The sequence below is a fragment of the Pseudomonas sp. TH07 genome, from assembly GCF_016651285.1.
GTDB lineage: Bacteria > Pseudomonadota > Gammaproteobacteria > Pseudomonadales > Pseudomonadaceae > Aquipseudomonas.
The window spans coordinates 2084646-2100588 of sequence record NZ_JAEKED010000001.1; the positions used below are offsets into that span (position 1 = coordinate 2084646).

General features: G+C 62.2%; 12 protein-coding genes and 1 pseudogene. 11 read left to right on the top strand and 2 right to left on the bottom strand.

Annotation, left to right across the window (positions count from 1 at the left end; translation table 11 throughout):
* Nucleotides 1-48: 48 nt before the first annotated feature.
* On the bottom strand, nt 49-2268 hold the full coding sequence (locus JFU57_RS09865; protein ID WP_078469447.1) for a primosomal protein N': 2220 nt from the start codon (nt 2266-2268) through the stop codon (nt 49-51).
* A gap of 168 nt (nt 2269-2436) precedes the next feature.
* On the opposite strand from JFU57_RS09865, the gene rpmE reads away from it, so the two are divergent.
* The 3 genes from rpmE (at nt 2437) to JFU57_RS09880 (ending at nt 4935) form a co-directional block, all read left to right on the top strand.
* Entirely contained in the window at nt 2437-2658 is a 222-nt protein-coding gene (gene rpmE / locus JFU57_RS09870) for a 50S ribosomal protein L31 (RefSeq protein ID WP_011058815.1), read from the top strand.
* A 41-nt stretch (nt 2659-2699) separates the two neighbouring features.
* On the top strand, nt 2700-3479 hold the full coding sequence (locus JFU57_RS09875; protein WP_201129121.1) for a thermonuclease family protein: 780 nt from the start codon (nt 2700-2702) through the stop codon (nt 3477-3479).
* A gap of 187 nt (nt 3480-3666) precedes the next feature.
* Entirely contained in the window at nt 3667-4935 is a 1269-nt protein-coding gene (locus JFU57_RS09880; RefSeq protein WP_078469449.1) for a malic enzyme-like NAD(P)-binding protein, read from the top strand.
* A gap of 135 nt (nt 4936-5070) precedes the next feature.
* Here the strand turns inward: JFU57_RS09880 and JFU57_RS09885 are convergent, their stop codons facing one another.
* Complete coding sequence (locus JFU57_RS09885; protein WP_421548920.1) at nt 5071-7506, bottom strand: penicillin-binding protein 1A; 2436 nt, start codon at nt 7504-7506, stop codon at nt 5071-5073.
* A gap of 230 nt (nt 7507-7736) precedes the next feature.
* Here JFU57_RS09885 and JFU57_RS09890 point away from each other — a divergent pair, with 230 nt between their 5' ends.
* The 8 genes and pseudogenes from JFU57_RS09890 (at nt 7737) to JFU57_RS09925 (ending at nt 15594) form a co-directional block, all read left to right on the top strand.
* On the top strand, nt 7737-8786 hold the full coding sequence (locus JFU57_RS09890; RefSeq protein WP_201129125.1) for a type IV pilus assembly protein PilM: 1050 nt from the start codon (nt 7737-7739) through the stop codon (nt 8784-8786).
* Nucleotides 8786-9352: a PilN domain-containing protein gene (locus tag JFU57_RS09895; protein ID WP_201129127.1), complete on the top strand. Its 567-nt coding sequence runs from the start codon at nt 8786-8788 to the stop codon at nt 9350-9352. Before JFU57_RS09890 ends, JFU57_RS09895 begins: the two co-directional genes overlap by 1 nt.
* The gene (locus JFU57_RS09900; RefSeq protein WP_201129129.1) at nt 9349-9972 is read left to right on the top strand and encodes a type 4a pilus biogenesis protein PilO; all 624 of its coding nucleotides are present in this window, start codon (nt 9349-9351) and stop codon (nt 9970-9972) included. The genes JFU57_RS09895 and JFU57_RS09900 overlap by 4 nt, the downstream gene beginning before the upstream one ends.
* Nucleotides 9969-10496, top strand: coding sequence for a pilus assembly protein PilP (locus tag JFU57_RS09905; RefSeq protein ID WP_078469454.1), 528 nt, complete (start codon nt 9969-9971; stop codon nt 10494-10496). The genes JFU57_RS09900 and JFU57_RS09905 overlap by 4 nt, the downstream gene beginning before the upstream one ends.
* Nucleotides 10497-10608: 112 nt before the next feature.
* Nucleotides 10609-12231 (top strand): annotated as a pseudogene (locus JFU57_RS09910) (type IV pilus secretin PilQ); the annotation flags it as partial.
* Between the two features lie 4 nt (nt 12232-12235).
* Nucleotides 12236-12754 carry a shikimate kinase AroK gene (gene aroK / locus JFU57_RS09915; RefSeq protein ID WP_078469456.1) on the top strand — a complete coding sequence of 173 codons (519 nt, stop codon included), beginning with the start codon at nt 12236-12238 and terminating at the stop codon, nt 12752-12754.
* A 148-nt stretch (nt 12755-12902) separates the two neighbouring features.
* On the top strand, nt 12903-14003 hold the full coding sequence (gene aroB / locus JFU57_RS09920) for a 3-dehydroquinate synthase (protein ID WP_078469457.1): 1101 nt from the start codon (nt 12903-12905) through the stop codon (nt 14001-14003).
* A gap of 10 nt (nt 14004-14013) precedes the next feature.
* Complete coding sequence (locus JFU57_RS09925; RefSeq protein ID WP_201129131.1) at nt 14014-15594, top strand: AAA family ATPase; 1581 nt, start codon at nt 14014-14016, stop codon at nt 15592-15594.
* Nucleotides 15595-15943: the final 349 nt, after the last annotated feature.

A 15943-nucleotide genomic window follows, 5' to 3' on the forward strand; every position in this document is an offset into this window, starting at 1 on the left:
GGACGATTAACCGGTGCTGGGGGAGCAAGCTCCCGCGCCACAGGCTTATCAATATAGATCGACGGGATCCACATCCAGCGACCAGCGCACCTGGCGCCCGCTGGGCATCTGCTCCAGCACCAGCAGCCAACTGCTCAGCAGGCGGTGCAGGGGCGCGCGGGCGTTGGCCTGCAGCAGCAGCTGCGCGCGATAACGCCCGGCGCGGCGCTCCATCGGCGCCGGTACCGGGCCCAACAACTCGATGCCACCCAGGTTGTGCTCGGCGAGCAGGCGTTCGGCTTCGCTGCAGGCTTCATCGAGAAACCCCTCGGCCTGCCCCGGTTTGTGGGCTTCGGCCCGCAGCAGCGCCAGGTGCGCAAAGGGCGGTAGCCCGGCGGCGCGGCGCTCGCTCAGGGCCTGTTCGGCAAAGGCGAAATAACCCTGTTCGGTCAGTTGCACCAACAATGGGTGGTCGGCGAGGTGGGTCTGGATGATCACCTTGCCCGGCTCCTCGGCGCGTCCGGCTCGGCCGGCGACCTGGACGATCAACTGGGCCATGCGTTCGCTGGCGCGGAAGTCACCGGAAAACAGCCCGCCGTCGGCATCCAGGATCGACACCAGGGTCACCCGGGGGAAGTGATGGCCCTTTGCGAGCATCTGCGTGCCCACCAGGATGCACGGGTGGCCCTTCTGGATGGTGGCGAACAACTGGTTCATCGCGTCCTTGCGCGAGGTGCTGTCGCGATCCACCCGCAGCACCGGGAAATCGGGAAACAGAATCCCCAGGCGCTCCTCGGCGCGCTCGGTGCCGGCACCCACCGGACGCAAATCGACTTTGCCGCACTGCGGGCAGTGCCGCGGAACCCGCTCCACATGGCCGCAATGGTGACAGCGCAGTTCGCCGGAGCGCTGGTGCACGGTCATCCGCGCATCGCAGCGGTTGCATTCGGACATCCAGCCGCAGTCGTGGCACAGCAGGGTCGGCGCAAAGCCGCGGCGGTTGAGAAACACCAGCACCTGCTGGCCGGCGGCAAGCGTCTGGCCGATGGCCTGCTGCATCGGCCCGGAGATACCGCTGTCCAGAGGGCGGCTTTTGACGTCGAGGCGCAAAAAGCGCGGTTGCTTGGCGCCGCCGGCGCGCTCGGTCAGGCGCAGCAGGCCATAACGGCCGGTGTAGGCGTTGTGCAGGCTTTCCAGGGACGGCGTGGCGGAGCCGAGGACGATCGGAATGTTTTCCTGGCGCGCGCGCACCAGGGCCAGATCGCGGGCGTGGTAGCGCAGGCCTTCCTGCTGTTTATAGGAGCCGTCGTGTTCTTCATCGATGATGATCAGCCCGGGATTCTTCATCGGCGTGAACAGCGCCGAGCGGGTGCCGATAATAATGTCGGCATCGCCGTCCCGCGCCGCCAGCCAGGCGTCCAGGCGTTCGCGGTCATTGACGGCCGAGTGCAGCAGGGCGATGCGTGCATTGAAGCGCTGTTCGAAACGCGCCAGGGTCTGGGGCCCGAGGTTGATCTCCGGGATCAGCACCAGGGCTTGCTTGCCGGCTTCCAGGGTTTCGCGGATCAGTTGCAGGTAGACCTCGGTCTTGCCGCTGCCGGTAACGCCTGCGAGCAGAAACGCGTGGTAGCTGTCGAAACCCGCGCGGATGGCCTCGTAGGCGGCGCGTTGCTCATGGTTGAGGGGCAGTTCCGGCTGCGCCAGCCAGTGTTCATGGCGCGCTTCGGGGGCGTGCTTGCGGATCTCGACCTGGACCAGCTCCTTGGCCAGCAGCAGGTCGAGGCTGTCCTTGCTCAGCATCAACTTGCTCAGCAACTGATGGGCGACGCCGTGGGGGTGCTGGGCCAGGGTCGCCAGGGCTTCCCGCTGGCGTGGCGCGCGGGCGATACGCGGATCGTCCAGCTTGGCGCCGGGGCTGACCGACCAGAAGCGCTCCTGGCGCGCCTCGGCCAGCTCGCCCTGGCGCAGCAGCACCGGCAGTGCCCAGCTCAGGGTGTCGCCGAGGCTGTGCTGGTAATACTGCGAGGTCCACAGGCACAGCTTGAACAGCGCGGGCGGCAGCGGCGGGGTGGCGTCGAGCAGGGCGAGGGCCGGTTTGAGTTTCTCGGCGGGGACTTCGCTGCTGTCGGCGATCTCCACCAGGATGCCGATCATCTCCCGGCGACCAAAGGGCACTCGCAGGCGCATGCCCGGGTGCAACTGGGCTCGCAGGACGCCGGCCGGGGCACGGTAGTCGAACAGGCGGCGCAGGGGCGAAGGCAGGGCGAGGCGCAAGATGGCGTCGGGCACGCGGGGAAATCTCATGAGCGGGCGGTAAAGAAGGCCCGGAGCCTAGCAGACGACCGGTGTAAGGGACAGCTTGCGTGATTGACGCGCTCTGGTAGAATCCGCGGCCTAATTACGTGCGGTATTCAACAATAGTGTTGGGTGGCGGCACGCTAGCCTGAGGAAGACACCATGAAAGCCGATATCCATCCAGTATACGAAGCCATTACCGCTACTTGCAGCTGCGGTAACGTCATCGAAACTCGCTCCACCCTGGCCAAGCCTCTGAGCCTGGACGTGTGCAACGAGTGCCACCCGTTCTACACCGGTAAGCAAAAAACTCTGGACGTTGGCGGCCGTGTCGACAAGTTCAAGTCGCGCTTCGGTGCTTTCGGCGCAACGAAAAAAGCCTAAGGCTGATCGTTCTGGAAAGCCAATACGGCCTTTCCTCGCTGATGAAAAAGGCGTCCCTGGTGGGCGCCTTTTTTGTGTCTGCGATTTGGCTGACAGCCGCCCAGGCATTTTGCCCAACCCCCAGCGGCCTGACGCCGGCCGTGGTGCAGCGCGTGGTCGATGGCGACACCCTGCGCCTGAAAGACGGTCGCAGCGTGCGCCTGATCGGCCTCAATGCGCCCGAGCTGGCGCGCCAAGGTCGTCCTGCCGAGCCCTTCGCGGTGGCGGCGCGTGCGCGTTTGCAGGCGTTGGTCAAGCAAGGCGCAGGGCGAGTGGGCTTGCGGCTCGGGGCCGAGACCAGCGACCGTTACGGCCGGACCCTGGCCTACGTCTACGGTGCCGATGGCAGTAACCTGGCCGCGCGTTTGCTGGCCGAGGGCCTGGCCTATCAGATTGCGATTGCGCCCAACGTCGCTCTGGCGTCCTGCCAGCGGGCTGCCGAAGACAGCGCGCGCCAGGCTCGGCTGGGCCTGTGGCGCCAGGCATCTGTACTGAAAGCGCAGCAGATCAGGGACTCGGGCTTTGCCGTGCTCAGTGGGCGTGTGAGCAAGGTGCAACGCAATCGCGGTGGGGTTTGGATTGAGTTGCCGGGTTCGGTTGTATTGCACATTGCGCCCAAACTGCTGGCGAATTTCGATGCTTCGCTGCTGGATCGCCTCCAGGGTCGGGAAATCGAGGCGCGGGGCTGGGTCGTGGATCGCGCGCGAAAAGCACCGGTCAAGCCTGGTCAGGCTCGCTGGATGTTGCCGCTGACCGACCCAACGATGCTCGGAATGTTCTGATAAATAAAAATTGTAGACATTTTTTATTTGGATTGTGAACAGTTGTAGGCCTTGTGTTCCGTGGCTCTTGGGCCAAAGTCGTATGCCAGGGCCCTTGACAGGGGTGACTGGTCAGTCTTGTAGGGACTTTGCGACACGCGTATCCTCGGCGGTCCGTCTGTCCAACAGTAAAAAGCGGAATGCCCACATGTCTGATTTGAAAACTGCCGCTCTCGAATATCATGCCCATCCTCGTCCAGGAAAGCTGAGTGTCGAGCTCACCAAGGCCACTGCTACCGCTCGCGACCTGTCGCTGGCCTACAGCCCCGGCGTAGCCGAACCAGTACGCGAAATCGCCCGCGATCCTGAGCTGGCCTACAAATACACCGGCAAGGGCAACCTGGTTGCAGTCATTTCCGATGGCACCGCGATTCTCGGCCTGGGTAACCTCGGTCCATTGGCTTCCAAGCCAGTCATGGAAGGCAAGGGCGTGCTGTTCAAGCGTTTCGCCGGCATTGACGTGTTCGACATCGAAGTCGACTCCGAAAGCCCGCAAGCCTTCATCGACACCGTCAAGCGTATCTCCATCACCTTCGGTGGCATCAACCTGGAAGACATCAAGGCACCTGAGTGCTTTGAGATCGAACGTGCTCTGATCGAGCAGTGCGACATTCCGGTATTCCACGATGACCAGCACGGCACCGCGATCGTTACTGCGGCCGGCATGATCAACGCCCTGGAAATCGCTGGCAAAACCCTGCCTGAAGCGAAAATCGTCTGCCTCGGTGCAGGCGCTGCGGCCATCTCCTGCATGAAGTTGCTGGTGAGCATGGGCGCCAATATCGAAAACATCTTCATGGTTGACCGTACCGGCGTGATCCACTCCGGCCGTGACGACCTGAACCAGTACAAGGCGGTGTTCGCCCACGCTACCGACAAGCGCAGCCTGGCTGATGCCCTGCAAGGCGCTGACGTGTTCGTTGGCCTGTCCGGCCCGAACCTGCTGAGCGCTGAAGGCCTGAAGTCGATGGCCGCCAACCCGATCGTGTTCGCGTGCTCGAACCCGGATCCGGAAATCGCTCCTGAGCTGGCCCACGCCACTCGTGACGACGTGATCATGGCCACCGGTCGTTCCGACTACCCGAACCAGGTCAACAACGTACTGGGCTTCCCGTTCATCTTCCGTGGTGCCCTGGACGTTCGCGCCAAGCGCATCAACGAAGAAATGAAAGTCGCCGCAGCCAACGCCCTGCGTGAACTGGCCAAACTGCCAGTGCCACAGGAAGTCTGCGACGCCTACGGCGGCATCAAGCTGGAATTCGGTCGTGAGTACATCATCCCGAAACCAATGGACGCCCGCCTGATCACCGTGATCTCCGATGCCGTGGCCAAGGCCGCGATCGAGACTGGCGTAGCGACCCTGCCGTATCCGAAGAACTACCCGCTGAAAAGCGTGGATGACGTGTTCAACGGTTAACAGCAGCGCATAAAAAACCCGGCCTTTGAGCCGGGTTTTTTTATGGGCGTTTTGAGCTGCAAGCTACAGGCGGCAAGAAGCAGTGCGTACTGCTTCTCTCTTGCCGCTTGAAACTAAAAGCTCGCCGCTGCCCCCTTAGAACAAATCGGCTGGCGCTGATTCGTCGGCTGGCAGTGGGCTGCCCGGCACGCTGCCGTTGCCCAGTTCGTTGACCGACGGTGGGCTGTCTTCGCTTTTGAACAGCTCGAAGTAGGCGTTTGGCGTGCCTGGGGTAGCGGCGCGGCCACTGACCGGGTCGACCCGCAGGCTGAGGATGCCTTCCGGTTCGGGCTGGGTGTGTGGTGGCCGGCCCTTGAGCGCGGCGCCCATGTAGTTCATCCAGATCGGTAGGGCCACGGTGCCGCCGAATTCGCGGCGGCCGAGGCTTTCCGGCTGGTCGAAGCCGGTCCACACGGTGGTCACGTAATCGGCGTTGTAGCCGGAGAACCAGGCATCCTTGGACTCGTTGGTGGTACCGGTCTTGCCTGCCAGGTCGGTGCGGCCCAGGGCCAGGGCGCGGCGCCCGGTGCCGAGCTTGATCACGTCCTGCAGCATGCTGTTGAGGATGTAGGTGGTGCGCCCGTCGACAATCCGCTCGGCAACGGCCGGGGTCTGGGCCACTGGCTGAGCCGGGTTTTCGCCGCCAACCTGGTTGACGGTGAAGGTCTGCTCGCTTGGCGCCGCTATGCCGCTGCTGGCGCTGACGCTGTTGGGCACGCTGGGCGGGTTGGCGGTGAACAGGTTCTCGCCATTGCGGCTTTCGATCTTGTCGATGATGTACGGCGAGATCTTGTAGCCGCCATTGGCAAAGGTGCTCCAGCCGGTGGCGATTTCCATCGGGGTCAGGGTCGCGGTGCCCAGGGCCAGGGACAGGTTGCGTGGCAGGTCCTGCTTGTTGAAGCCGAACTTGCTGATGTAGTCGATGGTGCGGTCGACCCCCATGCTTTGCAGGAGGCGGATCGATACCAGGTTGCGCGACTTGTACAGCGCTTCGCGCATGCGAATCGGGCCGAGGAAGGTGTTGGTGTCGTTTTTCGGACGCCAGACCTTATCCAGGTATTCGTCGACGAACACGATCGGTGCATCGTTCACCAGGCTGGCGGCGGTGTAGCCGTTATCCAGGGCAGCGCTGTAGACGAACGGCTTGAAGCTCGAGCCGGGTTGGCGCTTGGCCTGCATGGCGCGGTTGTAGTTGCTTTGCTCGAAGGCGAAGCCGCCAACCAGTGCCCGAATGGCCCCGTTCTGTGGGTCCAGGGACACCAGGGCGCCCTGGGCCACGGGGAGCTGGCTGAATTTCAGCGAGTTGTCAGCCTGGCGTTGCACGCGGATCAGGTCGCCGACCTGGGCCACGTCCGATGGCTGCTTGGGCGCCGGGCCCATGCTGTTGGTGTTAAGGAAAGGGCGGGCCCATTTCATGCTGTCCCAGCTCACATGCTCTTCACCGGTGCGGGTCAGGACCTGCACGCCGGTCTTGTCGACCTGGGTGACGATGGCGGGTTCAAGCCCGCTGATGGGACGTTGCTTGGTCAGCTCCGAGGCCCAGGCTGCCTGGGTCTTGCCGGGCAGGCGCGATTCCGGGCCACGGTAACCGTGACGCTGGTCGTAGCTGATCAGGCCTTCATGGACGGCGGTGTTGGCCATTTCCTGCAGGTTGCTCGGCACCGTGGTGGTGACGCGGAAACCTTCGGTGTAGGCGTCGCTGCCGTAGCGCCCGACCATCTCGGCACGGGCCATTTCGGCGATGTACGGTGCGTTAACTTCGGGGGTCGGTACGTGGTAGCTGGCGTTGAGCGGCTCGTTGATCGCGGTGGTGTACGCCGCTTCGTCGATTTTGCCGAGCTTGTACATACGGCCCAGGATCCAGTCGCGCCGCTCCTTACTGCGGGCCGGGTTGGCCAGCGGGTTGAAGCGCGACGGCGCCTTGGGCAGGCCGGCAATCATCGCCATCTGCGCCAGGCTCACGTCACGAATCGATTTGCCGTAATACACCTGCGCCGCCGCCTCGATGCCGTAGGCACGGTTACCCAGATAGATCTTGTTGACGTACAGCTCAAGGATTTCGTCCTTGGTCAGCTGGCGTTCGATCTGCAGGGCCAGGAGGATTTCCGTGGTCTTGCGCGAGAAGCTGCGTTCGCTGGTCAGGAAGAAGTTTTTTGCGACCTGCATGGTGATGGTGCTGCCGCCCGACTGGATGTGGCCACTCTTGACCAATTGGGTCGCGGCACGCATCAGGCTGCTGGGGTCAACACCGTAATGGTTAGCAAAGTTGTCGTCTTCAGCACTTAGTAACGCATTGATGAAGTTGGGGGGAATGTCGGCGAAACGTATCGGTGTACGGCGCATTTCGCCGAATTCTGCGATCAACTTGCCGTCGCTGCTGTAGACCCGGAGGGGAATCTGCAACTGGATACTTCTGAGCGCCTCTACGGACGGTAACCCAGGACTAAGATAGAGAAACGCGCCGGACAGAGCCAAAAGCAGCCCGCAGAACACAGCGACGATGGACCACCCGAAAAACTTCAGCAGACGAATCAAGGCTTTTGGATTTCCAGAGAAAGGAATGAATTAGGCGTCAGGGCATTCACGGCAAGTATTCACGGTAAATGGGATCGACCCACGCGGCAGGCAAAGCGGAAAAAAACGCTGGGCATTATAAGCATTTTCCGCCAAGGGCGTCATTTGCCGGTCTGTCAAGGCGCGGTGATTGAACGCAATGGGCATTAGGGAGTCCGTAACTCACGGAAAGTCATAGGGAATGGGTAGTGCTAGGACTCTTCAGTAAAAAGACGAGTTCCCTCCTGGGAATCGATATCAGCTCCACCTCGGTCAAGCTGGTCCAATTGAGCCGCGTCGGCGATCGCCACCGGGTCGAGGCCTACGCCGTGGAGGCGCTGCCTCACAGTGCGGTGGTCGAGAAGCGGATCGCCGAGCTTGAGGTGGTCGGGCAGGCCCTCTCGCGAGTAGTGCTCAAGGCCGATTCGCTCGGCAAGGGCGCAGCGGTGGCGATGGCCGGATCGGCAGTCATCAGCAAACTTATCCAGATGCCCGCCGGACTTTCCGACGAAGCGTTGGAAAACCAGCTCAAGGTCGAGGCCGGCCAATATATTCCCTACCCCCTGGACGAGGTCGCCATCGACTTTGAGGTCCAGGGCTGTTCTGCGCACCACCCGGACCAGGTGGACGTGCTGCTGGTGGCTTGTCGCAAGGAGCACGTCGAGGCGCGGGAAGCGGTCCTGGCGCTGGCGGGGCTGACGGCGCGGGTGGTTGATATCGAGGTCGCCGCACTCGAGCGCGTCCTGGCGTTGCAGGTCGCGGTGCCGGGGCGGACTTCGGCGCTGGTCGATATCGGCGCCAGTATGACCACACTCAGCGTGCTGCACGACGGTCGAGTCATTTATAGCCGCGAACAATTGTTTGGCGGGCGCCAGTTGAGTGAAGCCATCCAGCGGCGTTATGGCCTGTCGGCCGATGAGGCCGAGCGGGCGAAGCATGATGGGCGTTTGCCGGACGACTACCCCGATCAGGTCCTGCAGCCGTTTTGCCAGGAGCTGGTGCAACAGGTCGCACGTTCCCTGCAGTTCTTTGCCGAGTCGCCCCAGGCTCGGGCGCTGGATGACCTGCTGCTGGCGGGCGGTAGTGCCGGGTTGCCGGGTTTGGCGGAGGTCTTGGGCCGGGAGCTGGGTGTTGCGGTTCGGCTGGCCGATCCCTTCGCCGGCATGGCCATCGGTGACAAGGTCGATGCGTTGGCCCTGCAGCGTGACGGGCCGATGTTGATGATTGCCTGCGGCCTGGCGTTGCGAGGGCTCGACTGATGGCGCGGATCAACCTGTTGCCCTGGCGCGAAGAGTTGCGCGAGACGCGGCGCAAGCGTTTTTTCCTGACCCTGGGCGCAGTGCTGGTGGGCGGCTTGGCCGTGGTACTGGTGGCCGAGCGCTACATTGATGCCGCGATCGAGCGACAACTGGCCCGCAATAACCACCTGAGCCAGCAGGCCGCCCACCTCGATCAGCGGATCGTGCAGATCAACGAACTCAAGGCCCATCGCCAGCAACTGATGGAGCGGATGAAGATCATCGAGGACCTGCAAGGTAACCGCTCGATCAGCGCGCGGGTGTTCGACCAGTTGGTGCGGACCCTGCCTGACGGGGTGTATTTCACCGACGTCTCCCAGGTGGGTACTACGCTGGCGATCTCCGGGTCCGCCGAGTCCAATGACCGGATCTCCGAGCTGATGCGTCAGCTGGACCGCTCCGAGTGGTTTGACGCGCCGGTGCTTGGCGAGGTCAAGGGAACGGCGGCCGAAGGTGCGAACCAGGCCAGCCGCTTCCAACTGAGCGTGCGTCAGACCCGGGCTGCCGCACCGGAGGACCAGCAGTGAGCACCAGCCGTTGGTTTGCCGCGTTGCGCAAAACGGAATGGGGCGAGTTGGGTACCCACAACATTGGCTCCTGGCCGATCACGGTCAAGACGGCCGTGGCCGGCCTGGTGCTGCTGGTGGTGCTGGCGACGGGCTACAACCTTTATCTCAGCGGTTCGCTGGAACAACTGGAGCACAAGCGCGGGGAGGAGGTGCAGCTCAAGCAGCAGTTCGCCAGCAAGGCCCGCCAGGCTGCGAACCTTGAGCGCTACAGCGAGCAGCTGCATGTCATGCAGAACGCCTTCGGGCTCTTGCTGCGGCAACTGCCCAGCGATACCGAGGTGCCCGGCCTGTTGGAAGACATCAGCCGGACCGGACTGGGCAGTGGCCTGGAGTTCGAGGAGATCAAACTGCTGCCGGAGGTGACGCGGCCGTTCTATATCGAGCTGCCGATCCAGATCACCGTGATCGGTGCCTACCATGACCTGGCAACCTTCGTCAGCGGTGTCTCCGGACTGCCGCGCATCGTGACCCTGCATGATTTCGAGATCAAACCGCTGGCGGCGGGCGACGGCTCCCGGTTGCGCATGAGCATCCAGGCCCGGACCTATCGCTACAACGGCCAGGAGTCGCAGCGATGAACGTGCGGCAGTGGGGCCTGATGGTGATGCTGGGCGGCAGTTTGAGCGGCTGCGATGGCCGCGATGATTTCAGTGATCTGGACGCCTACATGAATCAGATGCGCCTGCAGCCGCCGGCGCAGATTGAACCAACGCCGGCAATCCGGTCTTACCCATCATTCACCTATGACGCAGCGTCGTTGCGCAGCCCGTTCCAGCCGCCACTCAGGGTCGATCCGGCGGGACGACTTCGGGGTTCGAGCAACGTGGCGCCGGACCCGGCCCGGGTGAAGCAGTTTCTCGAAGGGTTCGGCATTGAACAGTTCGAAATGGTCGGGACCCTTTCCAATGCTTCCGGATCCTTTGCATTGCTGCGCGGTGCGGGTGGTGTGTACCGGCTGAAAGTCGGTGACTACCTGGGGCGCAACGATGGCCGAGTCATCGCTATCAGCGATTCACAGATCGAGGTGGTCGAGATTGTTCCCGATGGAGCGGGAGCCTGGCTGGAGCGACCACGGACGATCCCCTTGAAAGAGCACTCTTAGTGGAACTCGAATAATGAACAGGATTCTTTCAGCCTTCGGCACCGCGCTATGGATAGCGCTGCTGTCGCCCATGGCCTTCGCTGCCAGCCCCAAGACCCAGGATGCCTCCGCCCAGGGGCGCGCCATCAACAGCCTGGATTTCCAGCGTGGCGATCGTGGCGAAGGCAATGTGCAGATCCGCTTGTCCGACCCGGGCATCAGCGCGGACGTCCAGCGCCAGGACGGCAAGATCGTCCTCAGGTTCAGCCGGGTCCAATTGCCCGAGCGGCAGCGTGTGCGCCTCGACGTCAAGGATTTCGCCACCCCGGTGCAGTTCGTCAACGCCACGGCCAAAGCCGATCAGGTGACCATCAGCATCGACGCCGGCGGCGAATTTGATTTTTCGACCTATCAGACCGACCGTCTGCTGACAGTCAGCGTTCGTCCCCTGAATGATAAAGACCGGCAAAAACGTGCAGCGACGCCAGCCTACAGCGGTGAAAAGCTGTCGCTGAATTTCCAGAACATCGAAGTGCGTTCCGTGTTGCAACTGATCGCCGATTTCACCGGGCTCAACCTGGTGGCCAGCGATACGGTGCAGGGCGGCATTACCTTGCGCCTGCAAAATGTGCCCTGGGATCAGGCGCTGGACCTGGTGCTCAAGACCAAGGGGCTGGACCAGCGCAAGATCGGCAACGTGCTGCTGGTGGCGCCGGCGGATGAAATCGCCGCCCGTGAACGCCAGGAACTGGAGTCGCAGAAGCAGCTGGAAGACCTGGCGCCGCTGCGTCGGGAACTGTTGCAGGTCAACTACGCCAAGGCGGCGGATATTGCCAAGCTGTTCCAGTCGGTCACCAGCGTTGAAGAAAAGGCCGACGAACGAGGCTCGATCACGGTCGATGACCGGACCAACAACATCATTGCCTACCAGACCCAGGAGCGCCTCGACGAGCTGCGGCGGATCGTGGCGCAGCTGGATATCCCGGTGCGCCAGGTAATGATCGAGGCGCGCATCGTCGAAGCCAACGTCGACTACGACAAAAGCCTGGGCGTGCGCTGGGGTGGCTCGGTGCAGAACCAGGGCAACTGGAATGCCTCCGGGGTACAGAACGGTGCCAATGGTTCGTCGACCATCGGCACGCCGGGCAGCACCAGCAGCAACGCGCCCTTCGTCGACCTGGGGGCGGTGGCCAACACCTCGGGGATCGGCATCGCCTACATCACCGATAACGTGCTGCTCGACCTGGAGCTGACCGCCATGGAAAAGACCGGCAACGGGGAAATTGTCTCGCAACCCAAGGTGGTCACTTCCGACAAGGAAACCGCCAAGATCCTCAAGGGCACCGAGATTCCCTACCAAGAGGCCAGCTCCAGCGGCGCCACCTCGGTGGCGTTCAAGGAGGCCTCGTTATCGCTGGAGGTGACGCCGCAGATCACCCCGGACAACCGCATCATCATGGAGGTCAAGGTCACCAAGGATGAGCCGGACTACCTCAACAGGGTTCAGGATGTGCCGCCCATCAGGAAAAACGAGGTCAACGCCAAGGTTCTGGTCAACGACGGGGTGACGATCGTCATTGGCGGGGTTTTCTCGAATACGCAAAGCAAGGTTGTAGATAAAGTGCCATTTCTTGGCGATGTGCCGTATCTTGGCCGCCTTTTCCGGCGTGACGTGGTGTCGGAGAAAAAATCCGAGCTGCTGGTATTTCTCACTCCGCGTATCATGAATAACCAGGCGATTGCTGTGAGTCGTTGATTCTGTGCGAAATTTGATTCTTGTTGGGCCGATGGGGGCTGGAAAAAGCACCATCGGTCGCTTGCTGGCCAAAGAGCTGCGCCTGCCATTCAAAGATTCCGATAAGGAAATTGAACTGCGCACGGGCGCCAATATCCCGTGGATCTTCGATAAGGAAGGTGAGCCCGGCTTTCGTGACCGCGAGCAGGCGATGATTGCCGAACTCTGTGGATCCGACGGCGTGGTCCTGGCCACCGGCGGCGGCGCGGTCATGCGTGAAGCCAATCGTCGAGCCCTGCACGAAGGCGGGCGCGTGGTCTATCTGCATGCTTCGGTGGAGCAGCAGGTGGGGCGTACCGCACGGGACCGCAATCGTCCGCTGCTACGCACTGCCGACCCGGCGAAAACCCTTCGCGACCTGCTGACGATCCGCGACCCGCTTTATCGGGAAATCGCCGATCTGGTGGTGGAAACCGATGAGCGGCCGCCGCGAATGGTGGTTCTGGACATACTGGAGCGCTTGCAGCAGCTTCCTCCCCGTTAATGCGCCGAGCGAAATGCGCTATCCTCGGCGTCGCGCTTTGACCGCCTGAGGTCGTGGCGTAGAGCCATCAGAGAGCGTCAGAACACCAGGCAATGCCAGCCGTTGATACAGGGCTCGGCGCCTGCTTCCATCTTCACTGTGGGGACACATGCAGACACTTAAGGTCGACCTGGGCGAGCGCAGCTACCCGATTCATATTGGCGAAGGTTTGTTGGATCAACCCGAGCTGCTGGTACCGCATATCGCCGGGCGGCAAGTGGCGATCATTTCCAATGAAACTGTCGCGCCGCTGTACCTTGAGCGTCTGACCCGCAGCCTCGGGCAGTTCTCCGTGATCTCGGTGATTCTTCCGGATGGCGAAGCCTTCAAGAACTGGGAAACCCTGCAGCTGATTTTCGACGGCCTGCTGACCGCGCGGCATGATCGGCGGACCACCGTCATCGCCCTGGGTGGCGGGGTTATCGGCGATATGGCCGGCTTTGCCGCAGCTTGCTATCAGCGCGGTGTCGACTTCATCCAGATTCCCACCACCCTGCTGTCGCAAGTGGATTCCTCGGTCGGCGGCAAGACCGGAATCAACCATCCGCTGGGCAAGAACATGGTTGGGGCGTTCTATCAGCCCAATGTGGTGCTGATCGATACCACCAGTCTCAACACCTTGCCGGCGCGCGAGCTATCGGCAGGCCTGGCGGAAGTGATCAAGTACGGGCTGATCTGCGATGAGCCGTTTCTCACCTGGCTTGAAGAAAACGTCGACCGGCTGCGAGCTCTGGACCAACAAGCGCTGACTTACGCCATCGAACGCTCCTGCGCGGCCAAGGCGGCCGTGGTCGGCGCCGACGAACGTGAGTCCGGTGTACGCGCCACGCTCAACCTGGGCCACACCTTTGGCCACGCCATCGAAACCCACATGGGTTATGGCGTATGGCTGCATGGCGAGGCGGTGGCTGCGGGCACCGTCATGGCCCTCGAAATGTCCGCGCGCCTGGGCTGGATTTCCGCCCAGGAACGCGACCGCGGCATTCGCCTGTTCCAGCGCGCGGGCTTGCCGGTCATCCCCCCTGAAGAGATGACCGAAGCGGATTTTCTCGAACATATGGCAATTGACAAGAAAGTGATCGACGGTCGTTTGCGTCTGGTGCTATTGCGCCGCATGGGCGAAGCCGTAGTGACCGACGATTATCCGAAAGAGGTTTTACAGGCCACGCTGGGAGCGGATTACCGCGTTCTGGCTCAGCTTAAAGGTTAATAAGATCCCCATGACTAGTTTGCACGCCGACGAGGCTTTCCTCGGCCATTACCAGTTAAGCCACGACCCTTTTGCACCGCGGGTCCCTGGTTTCAAATTTTTCCCTGCCCAACGCAAACCGGTGTTGGGCCAGTTGCATCACCTGGCGCGTTATAGCCAGCTGTTGCTGGTGGTTACCGGCCCACAAGGCAGTGGCAAGACCCTGTTGCGCCAGGCCCTGGTGGCCAGCACCAACAAGCAATCGGTGCAGAGCGTGGTGGTTTCCGCCCGTGGCGCCGGCGACGCGGCCGGCGTGTTGCGCCAGGTGGCGCAGGCGTTGAATGTGGCCCAGGCCGAGGTCGGGCCGATCCTGTCCCAGGTGGTGCAATTGGCACTGACTGGCCAGGAAGTCTATCTGCTGGTGGATGATGCCGAGCAACTCGACGAGTCAGCCCTGGAAGCCTTGCTGGCCCTGGCCGCTGGCGCGCCGGAAGGTCGGCCGCATGTGTTCCTGTTTGGCGAGTCGTCGCTGATTGCCGCCCTGGAGCAATTGAGCACCGAGGAAGAGCGCTTCCACGTCATCGAATTGCAGCCCTACAGCGAAGAAGAAACCCGCGAATACCTGGCCCAGCGTCTTGAGGGGGCAGGCCAGGGGATCGAACTTTTCTCTGCGGATCAGATCACTGATATTCACGAAAGCTCCGATGGCTGGCCTGGCAACATCAACCAGGTCGCTCGCGATGCAATGATCGAAGCCATGATTGCCAGCCGCTCAGCGGTCAAGCGTCCAAGTATGGGGTTCAACATGCCGAAGAAACACGTATTGGCGATATCCGCAGTAGTGGTTGTCGCGGTGGCCGCTGCCTGGTTGATGCCGGGTCGCAGCAAAGCGCCGGCGACCGGCGCACCTGCTACTGAACAAGCGCAGCTGCCCCTGGGGCAGAAACCGACACCTAACAGTGGTGGAAGCCCGGCGGTCGAATTCGCCGGCTCTTCGCAGCCAATGCCGCTGCCGCTGGTAGGCCAGTCGCAACCGGTCATGCGCGGCCCTCTGGCCGAGGCGGCAGGTGGCATCAGCGAAGGCGACGATGGCGTGCCGGTCGAAGGCTCCAGCGCCACGCCACCGACCGTGACCACCACCGCGCCGCCTAGCGGCATGGCAGCGGGCCCGGCGCCGACTCCGGCCGCGCGTCCGACCCCGGCACCGACTCAGGTCGCCACCGCCAAACCTGCTGCCAAGCCCGCAGAGAAACCGGTCGCCGCCGCCAAACCGGCTGCGCCTGCCAAACCTGTCGAGAAACCAGTGGTGGTGGCCAAGGCCGCCGGTGGCAGCTGGTACGCCGGCCAGGCGCCGGGCAACTACGTGGTGCAGATCCTCGGCACCAGCTCGGAAACCGCAGCCCAGAGCTTCGTCAAGGAGCAGGGTGGCGAGTACCGTTACTTCAAGAAAGTCCTCAACGGCAAGCCGCTTTACGTGATCACTTACGGCAACTTCTCCAGCCGTGATGCAGCTGTAAACGCCATCAAAGCCTTGCCAGCGAAGGTTCAGGCTGGTAAACCTTGGCCTCGCACTGTCGCCAGCGTCCAACAAGAACTGGCAACAACTCGCTGAAGATTCGGCGGCCTTACCCAGGCCGCCTCTCCCGGCACCTCAAAAAAAATCACACGGGCATGCTGCCTTCCAGGCCGCGTGCCTTGTGGTGTCTGCGTCACAGTGGCTTTTGAGTCGTAGCGGTCAACATTAAAAATATTTTGACTAGCACAGCGTATCGCTTTAAACCTTTCATAAATGCGACATAGATTTGCGACATTTCGTCGCCAAATTTGTGAGCGTCTGTGTCGGTGTGTACAATGACCTCCCTTTTGCCCCCGCAAAGCTGGCGTACGTTCGGCGCGGATGGTAACGGGTTGAATTGAAAAGAAATTTGCCTCGAACAAGAGGCAGCCTGGTGAGAAAGTGT